The sequence below is a fragment of the Marinobacter sp. genome, from assembly GCF_041687235.1.
Taxonomy (GTDB): Bacteria; Pseudomonadota; Gammaproteobacteria; order Pseudomonadales; family Oleiphilaceae; genus Marinobacter.
On sequence record NZ_JAWLCH010000004.1, the window covers coordinates 227272 to 245799 of the forward strand.

Here is an 18528-nt window from a genome sequence, read left to right on the forward strand (position 1 = left end):
GGAGAAGGCGTACTAAACAATGGCGGCTCCAACGGAGCCAACATCCTTATCCTCAGATATAAGGAATCAAAGACTCCCCATACAAATGCAGATCCTCCAGAATATGCCGCTTCTCCGGCGCCAGTTCCGGGTCCGCCGCCAGGCGCTGTAATTCCTGGGCATACGCCTCCAAAGACCGCCAGCCCTTCTTCGGGTGCATTAGCCTCTGGCTGCGAAACTCTTCCCAGCGCTCCAATTCCTCACCCATCAGGCTGCCCGGATAATTCCTGGCCCGATAGCGAAACAACAATTCCTGCAGCCGGTCATCCTCGAAAGTCACATCCAGCTCACCCAGGGTTTCCACCGGCTGCTCCAGCACCCAGTTCAGCTTTTCGCGGTCGTTTTTGCTGATAAAGCCGCCAGCGTAGAGCTGTTCGTCCGGGTCTGTGAGGTCGCTTTCGTGGGGCTGATCGAAAGCCTCGGCAATTCTCGCCGGAAGATCCGGAGCCTTGCGCAGCAAGGCCAGATTGGCCCGCAGGGTGTCACCGTCCAGCGCCAGTGCTTCCAGGCGCTCCGGAGAAAGGGTGGAAAGCATGTTCGCCGGGGCCAGCACCGGGCATTTGTTCAACTGCACACCTTTCAGCGGAAAGCGGCTTACGCCCTCCCCCAATTCCGCCTGGGAAGTAAACACCCGCTCACGGATCTGCTCAGCACTGGCGTTGATCAGCTCGGTGGGGTCTTCCCGCAGGTCATACACAATCACCAGGTTCTTGTTGGTGGGATGCTCAGCTACCGGGGCCACCAGGGCGCAGCAGCCACGGCTGGCCGGGTACTTGGCGGATATGTGGAACACCGGCTTCATGGTGGCGGTATCCAGCATGGCGCGGGCGGAGTGCTTGTCTTTGTTCTGCAGCACGAAATCGAACAGTTTAGGCTGTTTTTCCTTGATCAGTCTGGCCACTGCGATGGTCGCCTCCACATCCGACATGGCATCGTGGGCCGCTTCGTGAGCGATGCCGTTGGCAACGGTCAGTTCCTCCAGTTTGAAACTGGGGCTACCGTCTTCCTTGCGTGGCCAGTTGATCCCCTCCGGGCGGAGGGCGTAGGTCAGGCGCACCATATCGATGATGTCCCAGCGGGAATTGCCGTTCTGCCATTCACGGGCATAGGGATCGCGCAGATTGCGGTACAGGGTATGACGGGTTACTTCGTCGTCAAAGCGCAGGCTGTTGTAGCCCACCACACAGGTGCCGGGCTGACTGAAGGCCTCGTTGATCTGGGCAATAAATTCCGCTTCCGGAAAGCCGTCTTCCAGGGCTTTCTGAGGCGTAATGCCGGTAATCAGGCAGGCTTCCGGCGAAGGCAGGTAATCATCGGCCGGTTTGCAGTAAATCACCAGCGGGTCTTCGATGATGTTGAGGTCTGCGTCCGTCCGCACACCGGCAAACTGGGAAGGCCTGTCGTGAACCGGGTCTACGCCGAAGGTTTCGTAATCGTGCCAGTAAAACGAGCGGATCAAGGGACTAAGCTCCTGCCGAATGAGTTAAACACTGGCAGGAGTTTAGCATTTAAAACAATTGGGTACCCATATCGTCCCGGTGGGTCTGCAACCGGTCCACGCCCTGGCCGATCAGTTGGCTCATTTGCACCTTCATGCTTGTGGGCAGGTTGATAAACACCCCCTTGCCGGCGTTGATCACATTGGCACCGTCCGGGCTCTGCCAGTCCACACCTTCCCGCTGAAAACCGATGAAGAAATCGTTGGTGAAATCAGTAACACCATCGGCTCCCTCTTCACCGACAAATATCGACTGTAAATGCGTCAGAGGTGCACAGTTAGTGCCCTCAGCACAGTTGGCCGTTCCGTCGTCGATACCGATGTGGCTAGCCCGGTAGTTGGTGGCCTGGGTATTGTCGTCGAAAAGGGTGGCGTCGAATTCCTGCCCGGAACCATCCACCAGCTTGAGACCGATATCACCACTGAAACTGCTGGTCAGCGAAGACACCGATCCCCTCGCCTGCCCAAACCCCATCCGGAACCCGGCAAGCAAGCCCTCGGCGTCCTCCGCCAGCTCGATATAGGGCTTGAAGGCCTCGAAATGCACGGTGTCGCCGGCACTGTAGGTACGGCCGTTGAACTGCTCACCGTCATTGCGGGCAATATGCCCGAGCGCCACGTGCCGGGCGGCGAAGTCTGCGCCGCCGTCTATCTCGCCGGCTTGCACATCATCCACGTTCATCCGGGTCTCCACATCCATGGTCAGCGTCATACGCGTGAACTCATGGGCCTGGCCCGGTATGTTTTCGATCTGCATAAAAGCCTGCCCGGTCACCTCACCCATTTTTTCGTCAGAAATGGGCTTCAGCTCAGCCTGGGCAACGGGCGCAATACCCAGGCAGAACAGGGTGACGGCAGCGTATCCATACGCCTGCTGTCTCATAGTTTTGTGTCTCTGAAGTAAGTTTTAGAGCCAGTTTCCGACGCCCGACTCCGCTGCGGCCCGGTTTATTTTTGGTTTTCCCGGTGCTCACAGGCGGCTGCGTTTTACATTATTTTTTAATTTGCCGCAGACACACTATAACCAAGGCAGATTGGCCAATTGAGTGAGCAGAGTCACAATCACCGTTTACAATTCAGTAATACTCAATCAAGTTTGAATACAGTCACAAAACCTTTGGCTTAATATACTTACAGCACCTTACCGAATGTTACGAATGCTGTAGCAAACGTGTACACAACTGCGACTACTGGTATACTTTCGCACCTTATGACGAACCCTCAACGGCTCCTTCAATGACCACCCGCATACTGATCTGCGACGACTCCGCCCTTGCCAGAAAACAAATGGCCCGAGCCCTGCCTGAAGGGCTGCGTGGGGATGTCAGCTTCGCGGAAAATGGTGTGGAAGCACTGGAGACATTGCGTCGGCACGAGGCAGAGCTGATGTTCCTGGATCTGAACATGCCGGAAATGGACGGCTATCAGGTGCTGGAACAGGTTCGCAAGGAAGATTTGCCGGTGATGACCATCGTGGTTTCCGGCGACATACAGCCCGAAGCCCGGGAAAGGGTAAAGAAGCTCGGCGCCCTCGACTTCATCAAAAAGCCCACCGAAACAAACATCGTACTCGACCTGCTGGTGGAGTATGGGGTGTACCGCCCCGGAGAGCTCGAAGACGCCGTACTGCAGGACACCAGCCTGAAGAGTACAGGCAGCACTCCCCCGGAAATCTCCGTTTCCCTGAACGACTACCTGCAGGAAATCTCCAACGTTGCCATGGGCCGGTCCTCGGATCTGCTGGCACGCCTGCTCAGAGTTTTCGTGAAACAGCCGATTCCCAAGGTGGCTTTCCTGGCCAACTCCGAGCTGCACATGGCCATCTCCTCGGCCAGCGACAGCGACACCTACTCCGCCGTTTGCCAGGGCTTCACCGGTGCCGGCATTGCCGGAGAAGCGCTCCTGCTGTTCGCAGACGCCAGTTTCAGGGAAATGGCGGAGATGCTCCATTATGAGAGCCTCGAGGGCGAAGCGGTAAACGTGGAAGTATTGATGGACATGTCCAGCATACTCTTCGGCGCTTTCCTCAAAGGCATCGGCGACCAGCTGGACCTCAAGCTCGGCCTGGGCCACCCCACCGTACTTGGTCAGCACCGGCAGATTACGGAGTTGCTGGACCACCACAGCGCCCGGGAAGAGCAATTGCTGTGCATTGAAATCTGCTACACCCTGGAAGACCGGGACATCGAATGCGACATGCTGATCCTGCTCACCGAGGATTCAGTGCCTTTTCTCGAAGATCGCCTGCAATATCTGGTGGACTGACCCATGGCCATAAACGAATTCGAAGCCAACTCCTTCCACTGGCTGGTGGACATGCTGGAATCGGTAGAAGTGGGCCTGGTGGTTCTGGATCTGGATTTCCGGGTGCAAGCCTGGAACGGCTTCATGGAAAACCACAGCGGCATCACCGCCAGCAAAATCCGCAACCAGGTGCTGTTCGATGTGTTTCCAGACATACCCCAGGCCTGGCTGACCCGCAAGGTAGACGCCGTGGCGCTCCTCAACACCCGGGCATTCACCTCCTGGGAGCAACGCCCTTACCTGTTCCAGTTCCGAAATACCCGGCCCATCACTGGCACTGAAGAGTATATGTTCCAGAACCTCACCATCAGCCCCCTCTCCGGCACAACCGGCGAAGTCGAGAAAGTGTGCCTGATGGTGTATGACGTAACCGACATCGCCAGCAGCAAGCGGGCCCTGGAACGGGCCAACGAACAACTGGCCAAACTGAGCATGACAGATCGCCTCACCGGCCTGCTCAACCGGGGCACCTGGGAGAACCTGGTAGACGCCGAGTTCGAGCGCTTCCGCCGTTACGGCCACACCACCAGCCTGGTGATGTTTGATATAGACCATTTCAAACCGGTGAACGATACCCACGGCCACCTGGCGGGCGATGAAGTGATCAAACACACCGCCAGCATCACCCGTAACGCCATCCGCCAGTCCGACAGCGCCGGCCGCTACGGCGGTGAGGAGTTCGGAATCATCCTGCCGGAAACCGACGCCGAAGGCGCACGCATCATCTGTGAGCGGATACGGGAAACCATTGAACAGAGCGTGGTGGAAACCAGCGTGGCACCGATTCGCTACACCATCAGCATTGGCGTTGCCCAGTTAACGGACGAGCCTGAAAATTATATGCAGTGGATGCAGAAGGCGGATGAGGCGTTGTACGCGGCGAAGGAAGGTGGTCGGAATCGGGTGGTGGTGGGTTAAGTTGGGGTCAGATGAAATTGGGGTCAGAAGAACTCTTCTTCTGACCCCAATTTCATCTGACCCCGAGTTCGTGCGCTCCGTCATGGCAGATGGCATAGCGCTGCGATAAGGTTTCGACTTCAATCAAACTGTCACAAGGATGTGATGCTATGCCCAGAAACATGAGATTCTGCCCTCCCGGTATTCCCCAACACGTTATCCAGAGAGGCAACAACCGTCAGCCAACCTTTAAAGGGCGCGTGGATTTTGCCTTCTATTGCCGACTGATGGAGCAATATGCCGGAGAACACGGTGTCGCTCTTCATGGCTGGGTACTGATGACAAACCATGTGCACATACTGGCGACGCCATCAACAGAGAACAGCCTTTCAGCCTTTATGCAGTCGATCGGTCGCCGCTACGTGCGCTACTTCAACCGTCGACATGAAAGAACCGGTGGGCTTTGGGAGGGCAGATTTCGTTCCTGCCTGATCGACTCCGAGAATTATCTGCTTGGCTGTCAGCGTTACATAGAGATGAACCCGGTCAGTGCAGGCATGGTCGCCAACCCTGAGGATTACTGGTGGTCGAGCTACCAGTGTCATGCACTCGGCAAAACCAGCGAAATGCACAGCCCCCACCCGCTGTACCAAGCCCTCGGCAAAGACCAGTCTGAACGCCAGCGCTGCTACCGCCAACTATTTGCCAGGCCAATGCCTGATTATCTGAAAGATGAAATCCGAAAAACGGCCAAAAGCGGCAAACCCCTCGGATCAATCGATTTTAAATGCCACCTCAAAGCCAAATACGGTATATCCGACTGATAGCGAGTCGCTTCGAATTTGGGGTCAGATGAAATTGGGGTCAGAAGAAATGTTCTTCTGACCCCAATTTCATCTGACCCCGATTTCACAGAACCATACTGCTATAATGTCGCATACTTTTTGAACCAGATCCGAAATCACTATGACTTCAGGTACAGACAACTACTGGGATATGCCGGCTAATCAGAGTAAGGCTCTGATGATTGCGCAGAGAGAGGTTTCTGTATTTGTCTACGATGCGGTGCGTCTCGAGGGCATTAACTTTACGTTGCCGGAAATACAAACGTTGCTTCAGGGTATTACAGTAGGCGGCCACAAATTAAGCGATCAGCAAATTGCTATCAACCAGAGTGAAACCTGGAAAGCACTGTTTCAAATGATCCGGGAAAGCGAGTTCCGGGTTACGAAAGAATGCGCTGAAAACCTGCACAAGGTTGCAGCGAAAGAGGAAGCGTTGGAATGGGGGTGCTTCCGTTCAGGGTCTGTGCTAATCGCAGGCACCGATTACGAACCTCCCGCCGCTCGCGAGCTTCCCCGACTTTTTGAAGAAATGATCCAGGGGCTGAATGAGATCGAGGACATCTACGATCAGGCCATTCATCTTTTTCTGACCATGGCGCGATGCCAGTTTTTCTATGATGTGAACAAACGGATGGGCCGCTTCATGATGAATGGCCACTTATTGAACAACGGATACCCCGCTATCAATATCCCTGCCTCGCGACAGCTTGAGTTTAACGAGTTAATGCTGGAGTTTTATGAATCCGGTGACCAACGAGCAATGAACCAATTTGTCAGAAGCTGTCTCAGCGAAAAAGTCATCCGCATCATGAAAGAGTGAAGTCGGGGGCAGAGGAACCTGCGGGTCAGAAGAAAAGTTCTTCTGACCCCGTTTTCATCTGACCCCAATCTGGCGCTTAGTCCTGCTGCCAGCTCTGCACAGCTTCCTTACCGTGCTTCTGACGCCATTCGTTCAGCGTCTTGTGGTTGCCACCACGAGTCTTGACCACTTCACCGGTGTGCGGGTTCTTGTAGGTCTTCATCGGGCGCTTCGGGCGGCTGCCAGCGGTTGACTCGGCTTTGCCACCGGACACTGAGGGATCGATTGCAGAAAGAATCTGAAGTACATCCTTCGGTGACTTGTCATACTCCTTCATGAGAGCGCGAACCTTGTTTTCGAACTCCAGTTCGCCTTTCAGAGCCTGGTCTTTTTCAAGCTGTTCCAGCTCTGAAGCAAGCTTTTCCATAAGCTGTTTCTTCTGGTAATAATCGTTAATCTTTGCCATGGAATTAAAACCTTATTCAAATAGGGGTTTTAAAAATTGGAGTTGACTTGGAGTCGGGCCAAATAATATACGATCGGTTTTTTATTGGCAAAATAATTTTAACCATTAGCCAGATTTAATATTGAAATTAAGTAAAATATTAAATGCGCAGCCTAGACTTTAATCACTTTGTATTCCTGAAATTTTGCACCACCCGCTTCCATTTCTTCGGGGGACAGCTCTTTACCCCGTATAGAGGCAGACAAATCCAGAACCAAATGAATATATCTGGCTCCCCTGCCGTTTATCAGGGCGACCAGAGGTATCGGCAAGGTGCCATACACTACATCACCGGCTTTTACCTGCTCTGGCGCAAGATGTTCCACCCAGCAATCTACGGGAATTCCCTGGCGACTTGCCCACTCCCTGGCTCCCGAATGCCTGCTCACAAACCAACAAGTCACACCACCTCCCATTTACCAGTTTGCATCCAGTGCTGTATTGAGTACTTCAAATTCGATAATTGCCCGGCTTCACAGGTATAAAGAGCAACACTCCCGGCTCTGGCCCTGATATTTACTTTACGACCAACACGAGTAGTGCGTTCCAGAGGCTGAAAAGATACTAATAGTCCGGCCCCGAGAATGCCTCCGGCCTGGTCTGCCAGGCTATCCAATTTGTATACAGTATCCTGGTCCTTCCCATCCCTTGCCAGGTTGCCGGTTTTACATTCAATAAGCAGTAGCTGATTTGCGTGAACCACAGCAACGTCGATCTCATTTCGAAGATCCGCCTTACGGGCAAAGTCGTCCGTCATAGTCAGGCTCAGTGCAACCTCATCCACGCCGCAGTCTCTGGCTACCAACCACACATACTCCTCCAGCCAGGCACCACTGAGGTACTTCATTGCATCCGGTGCGATTAGCCTCCATTCCGAGTGGTCTTTGCCAGGCGCGAGCACGCCGGTTTCTTCAAGACGTTCCAGCGCCCTGAGCGCCAGCCCCCTTGGGTGACCGTCCAGCCTGAGTGCTGACGGTGAATCTCCGCTGCCGTGAAACGGCCCTAACTGCCTGTTGAACTGCGACACCAACCAGCCCAACTGATCGGCGTTATTGGCAAGAAACCGGGTAGCCGGTTTGCGAATATCTGCTGCTTCCCGCCAGACAGGATCACTATCCTGTCGACTTCGAACCGTTTTGCCTTCTGCCTTTAAATAAAGTTCCAGGTTGAGCACAGAGGCCATGGGCACAGGAGGCTCGTTCCTGGGGTGCAACACCTCAATGCTTCTTCCGGGTGTATCAACATAAATCACCCGGCGCTTTTCTGTGCCGGCGCCGAATACAGAGCCGAAGGCCATGGCCATCAACTTGTTTCCTCCGGTGGCATTATAAACAATGCTGCAGCCTGGATGGCGGGCGAGTATAGCCTCTTCTATTTCCAGCGCCCGCATGAATATCGCGTCATAACCGTTTGCAGGAAGGCACTCAAAACGGTCGACCCGTTCATCCGCCCAACCAGCCATGGCCAGCGTTTGTTCGAAACTGTCCGCCTCTGCTGTCATCCCGTCAGAGACCGCAAGTGCCACCCGAGCAGGCTTTTCCTGCAGAATAGGTATCAGGTTTGCCAGCGGCTGGCCGGTTACAATACACAGCTGAACAACCATTGGTGTACAGTTAGCCAAAATTTAACGTCTCCATGGATACTTTTTTGATCACTAAAAAAACCTACCAACAACAAGCGAAACAAGCCGGCTCAACCCGTTCCGCCCGGCAGCTGATCACCACACTGTTTGGCGGAATGGATAAATCCTCCATTATCAGCATCGTCATCATGCTGATGTTACTGGGATGGGCAACCGACACCCTGTTCGAAGCCTTCTCAGTTCTGCGCAGCGAGGCTTTTTCTGTCCATCGTGCCCTGGGCGCTCTCGTTTCTGCGGCACCGGTGCTGCTTTTGATTCTGTGGCTGACAACCTTGCACCGGAAGGCCAGAACACGCTTTGAGAAAGCTCTACTCTCCGCCCAAAGCCTGGACGTTCAGCCACGCCAGCGTTTGGTCATTTTTCTCAGCCACAATCGGGAACAGGCGCAGAATGTAGTGACACCGGAAGCAACAGAACGATGCTCTGTCCACAGTAACTGGCGCATTCCCCTTGAAGCCATTCACGCCCACGCATCCAAAGGTACCCTTAAAGAAGTCTGGATCATTGGCTCCTCAGGCAAGCACTCGTCCCATCAGCAAATTCCAAACTTTGTCGAGCTACTCAATGCGTGCCTCCCTGACGCCCAAACATTCAAAGTCCGGACTCTGGCAGATATTGCACCAGAAAGCTGGGGGCAAGGCATTGATTTTGATAATCTCTCAGAAATAGTCGATGCGCTGGAAACAATCCGATTACACATAACTCCCCAGGCAGCCCGGAACGATCTGATTGTTGATATTACGGGCGGGAAGTCCATCACCTCCTCAGCAGCCACGCTTGTTTGCCATTCCCAGGGGATCGCCTTCCAATATGTCGACTGCCCTGGCGAAGAGCTGTATCGGGTCAGGGAATACTCACTAAAAATGGAAGTACCGGACTAAACCTTTGCAAGACACGCACCACAAACCGGCACCACTGCAGGGGTACTTCCCACTGCTCAAACACTTACTCACTGAAACCAGCTCAGATGCACTGGTTCCCATGCTCGGTGCACGACAACGCTGGCTTCTGCTCTTGGAGATATGCCTGGGCCATAGTCGAGTGCGGGGCGGCAGAAGCCGTGACTACCCGTTTTCCAGACAACGGGCCAACAGCCTGGAACTGGCCAGCGCCCTGCAGGAGGCAAAGATACCATTCCAACCCGGGCGAAAACCGATTAGCGTCGAGATCTCCTGGTTCAACGTCCTCGTTTGCCTGCTCCTTGCCGACACGGCCAGAGCAGGCCAGCACCAAACCGCCCTCTCGCAAGAGTTGTACTACACCGCAGCCCTTGAAGTGATGATCGGCTGCCTGGTGGAGCCAGCCCAACATCAGGAAGCGCTGGATCTTCTTGGCATCTCCCATCAGGGTCAGGAACGGTCCCGGAAATTCCGCACCTTATTCCGGCGTGAAGGACTCAAGGCTGCCCAGATTATGGCCAGCCTGTCAGCCATGCGCGCAACCCATCCCGAATACAGCGCGAACGATCTGCCGTCTTTGCTGGGCCTTCAGCCCCGGTTGTTGGACACTCTAACCACCTGCAAAGTGGATTTGCTCTACCTGAAAGTCAAAAAAGCGCAAACGTTTCTTTCTGCCTGCACCAAACCTTTCATACAACGAGGGGCCAGTGCCTGGTGCTCACAAATGGCGGCCCGCATGAGAGATCTCCTGGCCGAGGAAGCTGCACAAAACGGCTTCGAACCTGCCTTGCTGATCGATAACGATGCCGTAACCATTCTGGCGTTCCAGCAAGGCTGCGCCATGTCCGGGCCCGCAATATACAACGCGGCAACCCGGTTTTTTCTTGACCCGGACAGCCCTGAACACCTGTCCAATATGCTCATACGCACATTCTATCCGCGCCTTGCGCCCTACTACGAGGCTGCCCGCAAAGAGCAGCTGGCAACAGCCCAGATCCTGCCCATGATGGGCACAGAACAAAGAAAAGGCCTGTCACTCTTTCACTTGGCCACGGCCAACTTGTTACCGGGCGAAGACCACGCCAACATTCCGGGCGTGGATTCCGAGGACACCCTGGTCGACCTCCAGTTCAAACCCACACCCTCCCCGCAACCCTGCAGCGGCCACCGGTTATCCGCAGCTTTCAGCAATAGCGAGAACCAGATCCCTATCTGGTATAACCCAAGTGGACGCCAGGCCTACGGCTTTGCCAGCACTGCCTTCAGCCTCGCTGAAATAACATTTTCGAGAATGACGGGGCAGGCAATCTATGAGCGGCTCAGAGATGAATACCAACTGTCTGTAACCCGGCCTGAAACCCGTCGGGACCTGATCCGGGCACTGCCTTATGCCGACAACCGGATAACCTATCTAAAATACGATGGCGACAATGTTGGCCAGAGATTCAGCACGCTGCCACTGTGCGAACGGCCAGAACTGAGCACTCAGCTCGAGTCATTGTTGCGAAAAAGCTGGCTCGAAGCCCTGACCAACCTGATCAAGGCACATAACCTGACGGCCGGACCGGTCGATCTGCTCTATCTGGGTGGCGACGATCTTCTCCTCGCTTTACCTGGCGCCCTTGCGGAGCAGTACACAGAATTACTGGACGCGGCCCTCATAAAATACAGCGGCGCCAACCCGGTTCAATTCACCTTTACGGCCATCACCGAACCGGTACCAGAAACCACCATCCATGGCAGCGAGGAGGGCGGCCCGAGCCCAGCCCATAACATGGTGGCTGTCAACGAATCCCTTGACTGGGTCAAGGCCCTGAAAAAGGCCGGGCAGCTCCGTGAACAATTCGCCAGGCACGCTCCCGGCCCTGCGCATGCGCGCCTGGACACCATAAAACACTACGCTTTGAGCGCGGGTGCGTTTTTCACAGCAGAAACCTGACCAACACGAACCGGAAGCCTGTCGAACATGAGCGCTGTACTGAATTTCCTGGAAGCACGGGGCAGTCTTAACGAAGGCGATGCAACCTTTATCCACCCCAGCGGACGTCAGGCCATCTTGCTGGATGGCGTATCCGGCGCAAACCCGGGGCGCGCCCGGCAACTTTGCCTGAACTGGCTTGAGGCCAATGCCGGAGAACACCCGACCGCTCCGGCTGCGATTTTTGAAGGCCTGCATGAACGACTGGCCGCTTCCGATTGCCAGGCCGTTGGCGCAGTTGTCACCCGAACCGGGCAACGCTTCCAGGTCGATTATGTCGGCAACATTCGGCTGTATGCTTTTTCAGACAACCAACCGGTCCGGCTGTTGTTGGATGAAGCCCTGTCGCAGCCAGAACAGACACTCGGCCAGCCCCGCGTGCCGGTTCCGGAAACCAGGCTGGTCGACCTTCAACCCGACACCAACTTCCTGCTGACATCCGATGGTATCGACCACCAAAAAGTGACGGAAAGTGGCCTCAATGCCAGTGATTTCAGGGGAGCCAGCCTTTACCAGCAGCTGGCCCCGATGGCACGGGAGAACGACTGGAGCGCACTGCTGTTCCCCGTGGCCGAGCAGGCCGAGCTGGTGCGAAAGGAATGGCCGTACAACCCTTTCGAAGGCGTACAGGAAGAACGCTACCATGAACGGACCGGCCTGCAGGCAATTGCTGATGCCCTGTTCGCCGAGCGAACCATGGCCGGGTTCCGGATTATCCCGTCACCAGCCATCACCTCCAAAAACAGTTCCCGCTGCCTGGACGGACTCCTGGTGTGCCCTCTGGGCATATTTCCTCTGGAACTGAAAGACTACTACGGCGACATAACCCTGCATCTGGGCAAAGACCAGCGAGAATCCCTGGTTATCAGCCACAACGGCAAACAGCAGAAAACCACCAATCCGGTGGTCAAAGTTCGCGAAGCCATCAGGCCCTTCAGCATGATTCCGGCATTGCAAAGCATTCAGGAGGTAAGAGCAAGACGGATGGGTATTGTCGTCTTCACCCATCCGGCCGGAAAGGTGACCTGCCTGGGCATGGACAACACACCCTGCCCGCTGCCCTGGCAGGATGGCGAGGTGCTGATCTGTCAGCCGGCGTCCATTGCCCAAGGCATCAAGGCCTACGCCAGAGAATACACCGGTAAAAAGTTCCGGCCGCAACTGAGCGAGGCCGACATAGACCAGATATGTCGGGGACTGCTGAATGTAGACAGCGCCCCCGCACGTAATCCCGTGGGTGGCGGCTTCAACGTGGATTACGAGCATCCGCTGGTATCAGAGAGCAGTCCCTACTACACGGTGTACCCGGCTACCCTCGATGGGGATGAACTCTGGGCGAAAGAGTTCAGGCTCTCAAGCCTCAGCGGTGTGTCCCGTGCCGAGGAGTTAAGCCGCATAGGCCGGGAAGCGCGGGTCCTTCATCGCCTGAGCCGCCGCCGGATACCGGGCATCCCCTACTTTTATGAAACCCGCAGTGCGCCTGATTCACTGCTGGTTTTTGTTGAACCCGGTGCGCCATTGACACTTGAAACGTGGATCGTTGGAAACCCGACCAGAAAAGCGCGCCTGAAGCTCCTGGACGCGCTTGCCGGTATGCTGGCTGCGATAGCCGAGTTGCGGCCGGCGGTTGTCCACCGGGCCATTACGCCCCGCAACATCCGGGTTCAGAAAGACGGCAGCCCGCAGCTGATCAATTTCGAACTGTGCCAGACAGATACGCTTGCCACCCTGCTGGTCGATGCCAGGCAGACGTTCAACCAGTCCTACCAGGCGCCGGAGGTCAATCAGGCCGGAAAACGGCTAACCCCGGCAACGGATGTCTACAGTTTCATGCTCTGCGTCTACTTTGCAATGACTGGCCGCCACCTGATCGGCCAGGAGGCCCGCGCCTTCAAAGCCCAGAAAATACGCCCCGGCTTTTATCGTAACCTGGTTTCCGACATGGGCCTGCCGGCACAAGCGGCCCCGCTCTGGCAGAAAGCACTTCACGATACCGCAGCCGAGCGACCGAACTTCGCAGAAATCAGACAGGAACTGCACCGCTGGAGCACCCTATGACGGCAATCCTCAACGCCCGCAAACTGCAACTGATCGAAACCCTGTACGAGAACAGCCAGACAGGCCGGGCCCTGTTCAAGGTCCGCCACCAGGAAACCGGCCTGTTTTACAGCCTTAAACGGCTGAGCCTCGCGGAAAACAGCGAAACCGTCGCCCGACGGGAAATCATAGCTCTCAACCGGCTCCCCTTTGGTCTCGCTCCCCACTGCCATCAGCTCTTTCAGGACCAGCACTGCCTGTACCTGCTACTGGACTGGATTGGTGGCACGCCGCTCAACCGGTTCTTTACCGGAATGCCCAAAGACCGATACGACCTGGACCGGCGCCTGCTGGCGCTGAACCTGGCTGCCAGACGGCTCGACACCATCCACAGGGCAAAGTTAACGCACCGTGATATTAAACCCGACAACCTTATCGGAACGGGCGCCGGCGATCGCCTGACAGACTGCTATCTGATTGATTTCGGCCTTGCCGCTCAGGGCCGGAACCAGGAGGAAGGCACCTATTGTTACCGGGCCCCTGAACAGGATCTGCGGAGGGATAGGAATATTTCACCAGCCACCGATATTTTCGGGCTTGGGCAAACCGGCTGGTACCTGATGACAGGGACGCCCCACCAGAGGGAATACAATGCCGATTACAGCGACTGGGCACCCTCCGCTCCGCCCATACTGCCGGCATTCTGTGGCACCCGGCTCCCCGACATACTGGAAAAGGCAACCCGATTCGACCCTCGGCAAAGACACGCCTCCGCGAGCCAGTTTGCCAACGAGATCAACGGTGCCCGCAAACAACTGCAAGGAAACAGACGGTGATCAATCAGGATATCAGCCAGCAAACCGTTGCCTTCTGGGGCGAACAACACACCGCCAACTGGGGTCGGATCATACCGCTGATCCTGCCCCAGACCCGAAAAGCCACGGGCCGAAACTGGCCCCGGACAGGTCCCGGTGAGGCGCAACTTTTCCAGCAACTCAGGCAATCCCGGCGCGCGTGGGCCATGGTTTCTCAAGAGGGCCAGGTCACTCTGATTGTCGGTCCCTACAGCCTCAGAGGCAGTGTCAATCAGGGCTCCGGAACACCCAAGTTGTGGCTCGGGAATGTCAACTACGCCACCAATGCCGACAGGGCAAGGGCTTTCCGCGAGGGTATTCAGCTGGCCCACGCGGGTATCGAAATACTCACCCCCCAGGAAATGGGCAACCTGGAGAAACGTGACCCGTTCTGGGCCAGCGGGCAATATGCACAGGATCTTCGAGAACTCATCCGCACGTCCTGTCCCCTGGCCGGCCAGGCAGGACAAACAGCAGATACCCAGCGGCAGATCTCTGAGCTGGAGGCAGACCTGGTGTCAGGCCTCGAGAGCTTCATCGACGCCGAGTTTGAGCTGGAAGAGCGCCTTGCCCAGCAAACCCCGGGGTTTCTGTTTACCAACCTCAAGGCACTGTCCCGTGCCCAGTACCGCAAACAGTACTATCAGGTCACCGTGGATGAGCAGGATTACGAGCGGATTCGCGAAATCAAACCTTCGATTCTCGCTCCCGCCGATGCCATGGGGCTGCCGGATGACCTGCGATTCTCCGTTGAGGATCTGGAACCGGAATCCGGCAAGCCAAAAATCAACCTGAGCCTGGACACCCAGACCGATCACCTGAGAATACCCGAATCCGGCGAACTTCTGCTCGCCGCACTACCTACCCTGCAGCGCGTCAGGAAAAACGTTCTGGAGCAACTGGCCGAAGGCGCCACCACCAATCCCTGGCTGCTCCCCTTACTTGCCGGAGAGTACAACTTCCAGCCCACCAACATGGCAGAGGTTACCCTGCCCGAAAGCGATTACCCGCCCACGCCGTCACAGTTAAAGGCCATCCGAAAAGGCGCCGGCACCAACGATTACGCACTGGTTCTGGGCCCGCCCGGCACCGGAAAAACCACCGTTATCCTCAGCTGGGTCCGGCACTTTGTGAGCCAGGGGAAAAGAGTTCTGGTGACTTCCCAGAACAATAAAGCCGTCGATAATGTACTGGAGAAACTCGCAGAGGATGAAACCTGTGAGTGCATCCGTATCGGTAATGAGGCCAAGATCAGCTCCACGCTTGCCCACATCACCCTCGATAACAAAGCGGCGGAACTGCAAAGCAAGCTGTTCGACAAAGAAGGCAGGGCACTGGAGTATCTGGAACGGTGTCAGGCATACGCCGATAAACTCCGGGCGTCAGCCTCCGGGATTGAAGCCCTGAAGCAGCAAATAGACGCCCGGAGCAAGGCTGAGCAGTCGGCCCAATCACAGTGGAGCACGGTTAAAACCGAGACCCGGACCCTCGAGCAAAACATTCACCGGCTCTCACAACATCTGCATGGTCTGCAAAACCGGTTGCACAAGCTGCAGAGCCCCGTGGCGCCGGCCGGGCTGAAACCGATCCTGAAACTGCTGTTCCGCATTCCGGCCCTGATCACCCAAACCCGGCTGGTCGTCAGCGGCCGCAAGGTTACCCAACAACAAAAGGCCCTGAGCACCGCGCTTACCCGGGAGCAAACCCTCAACCGGCAGATACAACAACTTCAAGGAGAGCTTTCAGAACTGCGCACAAGGCACCAAGGCTTTTTCAGAGATCGTCCGGATGATCTTGTTGCCGGCCTGGCAATACCCGGTCCCGAGACCTACAGCACTCAGGCGGTCAACGCCCTGAAAACCCGACTCGACGAACTCCAGGCAGACATCGAGGGCTGGTTCAACGAGCTCCGGTCAGCGCGGCAGGAAGCCCTCTACGACCTGCTTTTCGAACACGTTAACGTTGTTGGTGCGACCTGCATCGGCATTAATACCCAGAAGCGCTTCCGGAACATGAAGTTCGATGTCGTTATCGTCGACGAGTCCGGCCAGATTCAGGCCCACAACCTGATTGTCCCCCTGTCCAGGGCGCCCAAAGCCATCCTGGTGGGGGATCACAAACAACTGCCTCCGGTTGTCCAGGATGAAGTTCTGGAGGAGATCGAAAGCCGTGGCGCCGGCCATCTGGACCACCTTTACCGCAACAGCTGGTTCGAAGAACTCTGGGAACTGACCCCGGACCACAAGAAAGTCATGCTCGACACCCAGTTCCGATGCCCGGCCGTGATCAGCGATTTTGTCTCTGAAGCCTTCTATGACAACGGTTACTTTGCCGGGAAAGGCATGGAACTGAAAAAACCGCTGTTTTCCTTTACCCCAAGTCCAATGGTCTTTGTCGATACCCGAACGATTCCGGACAGGTTCGAGAGCAGTGTGCAGCAGGATGGTCGCAACGTGGTGCAGGATAACAAAACCGAGACAGAAGTGGTGGTAAACTTGCTGGAGCAAGCCCTCGCCGAACATCCGGAACTCTCAGAAAAAAGAGAAATCGGGGTCATCGTGCCCTATGCCAATCACGTGAAAAAAATCCAGCAGGCCATCAAAAAGGCCCAACGGCAGAACCGCCTGAAACACCTGACCACCCCGCTGAACGAGCTGGTTGCCTCCGTTGACAGTTTTCAGGGCCAGGAGCGGGATCTCATCCTGTTTCCGTTCACTCGCTCGAACACACGAGGCAGCGTCGGGTTTCTGGCCGACTGGCGGCGATTGAACGTAGCCCAGACCCGCGCCAAAAGGCAATTGATCATGATTGGAGATTCCTCCACCCTCACCCGCCCTGGCAACCGTCAACAAGCGCCAGATACGGAATTCAAGCAGGCCATGAAAACCCTCATTACACGCTGTGAGCAACGCAACGCGGTCCTCGATGCAGCAGAATGGCGATACCGGAAGTCACCAGGCACAACTCAGCCGTTACAGAAGAAGAGAGAGCCACAGTCATGAATGCACCTGACCGCGCCAGAAAAGCCGTACCTGCGTTTGTCCGGGAGAAACATCTGGAGCAAGCCCTGGCAGAACTCGGCCACCAGCTTTACTACTCCTACCCTTGCCGGTTGCCATGCCTTGAACTCCAGCTTCTGGTATCGGAGCGGGGCCGGGAAGAAATCAGCAAATACGACCTGACTCTGCTCAAGCTCATCAGCCATGGCATCCAGTCTCCTGAAGATCTGGCCACGTTAACCGGCCTGGCTACCGAGAGGGTGGAAAGCTTTCTGCGTCAAAAAGAAGGGGAATTCCTGCTCGAGCACAGCAACGAGGGCTGGTCGCTCACCAGTCTTGGGCTGGAATCCATTCGGGCGGGGGTGCCACTGCGTGCAATCAGCCGGGCGGCCAGATACTGCGCTCTGACTCACCGTCTGCTGCCCCACGGGGCCTACCTGCAACCGTTCGATCTGATCGAAACCCTGACCGCGGAAAAAATCCGCTTTCAGGACCTGATTCCGGAGCCTGAAACCGTGCCCCTTAGCGGTCTGGACCTGAGCCTTTATCCGGATCGCCGCACCGTTAATCTGACCGACGAAACAGAAACGATCATGGAAGTCAGAAGCGTTGCTCCGGCCTACTCCCGGGGATTGCTTCACCTCTCCGGCAAAAAGAGCCCAAGCCAGGCCTGGATTCAGTGGGGCGCAGACCTGCGCGCCTACGACCTCGCCAGCGTCAAACCGCTGGTTCGGGCCTTCAACCCGGACCGGCCGAGCTCCGCCGGTTCAGAAAATACCAAAGCACAGGCCATCCTGAATCACTTCGAGGAAGCCGGCGCAGACATCGCCAGCAACCTTGAAATCAATCACCTCGGCCTGCCCACGCTCACTCTTCAGGGCGGCAGCGACGACTTTTTCAAATCCAGCGCGCTTGGCACCGGCCGGCCCTGGCTAGCGATCTGCGGAACCCGTCAATACCCCGCCATTCCGGTCACAGGTTGGCCACTCACGCCCCAGCTCCAGGGCCATACCCTGCAAGTGATCGTCGCCAACAAAGAGATGGAGGAGCGGATCAACCTGGTCCGTTCCGCCTTGAGGCACCTGGAAGAGTTCTACGATGCTCCCCCCAGCCAAAGACCCACAAACACCGCCCGGGAGCATCTGACTGTCGAGCTGGGGGGCTCACAGGTGAGTCGTCTTCAAGACGAAGCGGAGCGGTTTCAATTAAAACGCTTGCAGGCCATTTTATAG

The 18528-nt window shown here is 56.2% G+C and carries 15 protein-coding genes; 10 read left to right on the plus strand and 5 right to left on the minus strand.

The window, feature by feature from the left end; all coding sequences use genetic code 11:
• Window positions 1-52: 52 nt before the first annotated feature.
• Window positions 53-1498, minus strand: coding sequence for an exodeoxyribonuclease I (gene sbcB / locus ACESMK_RS08260; protein WP_372997098.1), 1446 nt, complete (start codon window positions 1496-1498; stop codon window positions 53-55).
• 49 nt (window positions 1499-1547) lie between these two features.
• On the minus strand, window positions 1548-2420 hold the full coding sequence (locus ACESMK_RS08265) for a hypothetical protein (RefSeq protein ID WP_372997100.1): 873 nt from the start codon (window positions 2418-2420) through the stop codon (window positions 1548-1550).
• A 353-nt stretch (window positions 2421-2773) separates the two neighbouring features.
• Between ACESMK_RS08265 and ACESMK_RS08270 the strand changes: the two genes are divergently transcribed.
• From ACESMK_RS08270 to ACESMK_RS08285, 4 genes are all read left to right on the plus strand, one after another.
• Window positions 2774-3802, plus strand: coding sequence for a response regulator (locus ACESMK_RS08270; RefSeq protein WP_372997102.1), 1029 nt, complete (start codon window positions 2774-2776; stop codon window positions 3800-3802).
• Between the two features lie 3 nt (window positions 3803-3805).
• Window positions 3806-4759, plus strand: a complete 954-nt coding sequence (locus ACESMK_RS08275; protein WP_372997104.1) for a GGDEF domain-containing protein — start codon at window positions 3806-3808, stop codon at window positions 4757-4759.
• 161 nt (window positions 4760-4920) lie between these two features.
• Window positions 4921-5562, plus strand: coding sequence for a transposase (locus tag ACESMK_RS08280; protein ID WP_372997213.1), 642 nt, complete (start codon window positions 4921-4923; stop codon window positions 5560-5562).
• 142 nt (window positions 5563-5704) lie between these two features.
• Window positions 5705-6403, plus strand: a complete 699-nt coding sequence (locus ACESMK_RS08285) for a Fic family protein (RefSeq protein ID WP_372997106.1) — start codon at window positions 5705-5707, stop codon at window positions 6401-6403.
• Between the two features lie 76 nt (window positions 6404-6479).
• Here the strand turns inward: ACESMK_RS08285 and ACESMK_RS08290 are convergent, their stop codons facing one another.
• The 3 genes from ACESMK_RS08290 to ACESMK_RS08300 form a co-directional block, all read right to left on the minus strand.
• The gene (locus ACESMK_RS08290; protein WP_372997108.1) at window positions 6480-6848 is read right to left on the minus strand and encodes a histone-like nucleoid-structuring protein, MvaT/MvaU family; all 369 of its coding nucleotides are present in this window, start codon (window positions 6846-6848) and stop codon (window positions 6480-6482) included.
• A gap of 152 nt (window positions 6849-7000) precedes the next feature.
• Window positions 7001-7303 carry a CRISPR-associated protein Csx16 gene (gene csx16, locus ACESMK_RS08295; RefSeq protein ID WP_372997110.1) on the minus strand — a complete coding sequence of 101 codons (303 nt, stop codon included), beginning with the start codon at window positions 7301-7303 and terminating at the stop codon, window positions 7001-7003.
• Window positions 7288-8508: a Card1-like endonuclease domain-containing protein gene (locus tag ACESMK_RS08300; RefSeq protein ID WP_372997112.1), complete on the minus strand. Its 1221-nt coding sequence runs from the start codon at window positions 8506-8508 to the stop codon at window positions 7288-7290. Before ACESMK_RS08300 ends, csx16 begins: the two co-directional genes overlap by 16 nt.
• A 26-nt stretch (window positions 8509-8534) precedes the next feature.
• Here ACESMK_RS08300 and ACESMK_RS08305 point away from each other — a divergent pair, with 26 nt between their 5' ends.
• Genes ACESMK_RS08305 through ACESMK_RS08330 form a run of 6 tightly spaced genes read left to right on the plus strand, consistent with a single transcriptional unit; the run spans window position 8535 to window position 18528 of the window.
• Complete coding sequence (locus tag ACESMK_RS08305) at window positions 8535-9410, plus strand: hypothetical protein (protein ID WP_372997114.1); 876 nt, start codon at window positions 8535-8537, stop codon at window positions 9408-9410.
• A 4-nt stretch (window positions 9411-9414) separates the two neighbouring features.
• Window positions 9415-11367, plus strand: a complete 1953-nt coding sequence (locus tag ACESMK_RS08310; protein WP_372997116.1) for a hypothetical protein — start codon at window positions 9415-9417, stop codon at window positions 11365-11367.
• A gap of 27 nt (window positions 11368-11394) precedes the next feature.
• A complete protein-coding gene (locus ACESMK_RS08315; protein WP_372997118.1) occupies window positions 11395-13464 on the plus strand; it encodes a protein kinase domain-containing protein in 2070 nt (689 codons plus the stop codon).
• Complete coding sequence (locus ACESMK_RS08320; protein WP_372997120.1) at window positions 13461-14279, plus strand: serine/threonine protein kinase; 819 nt, start codon at window positions 13461-13463, stop codon at window positions 14277-14279. Before ACESMK_RS08315 ends, ACESMK_RS08320 begins: the two co-directional genes overlap by 4 nt.
• Window positions 14276-17299 carry a DEAD/DEAH box helicase gene (locus ACESMK_RS08325; RefSeq protein WP_372997122.1) on the plus strand — a complete coding sequence of 1008 codons (3024 nt, stop codon included), beginning with the start codon at window positions 14276-14278 and terminating at the stop codon, window positions 17297-17299. The genes ACESMK_RS08320 and ACESMK_RS08325 overlap by 4 nt, the downstream gene beginning before the upstream one ends.
• Window positions 17296-18528, plus strand: coding sequence for a hypothetical protein (locus ACESMK_RS08330; RefSeq protein WP_372997124.1), 1233 nt, complete (start codon window positions 17296-17298; stop codon window positions 18526-18528). The genes ACESMK_RS08325 and ACESMK_RS08330 overlap by 4 nt, the downstream gene beginning before the upstream one ends.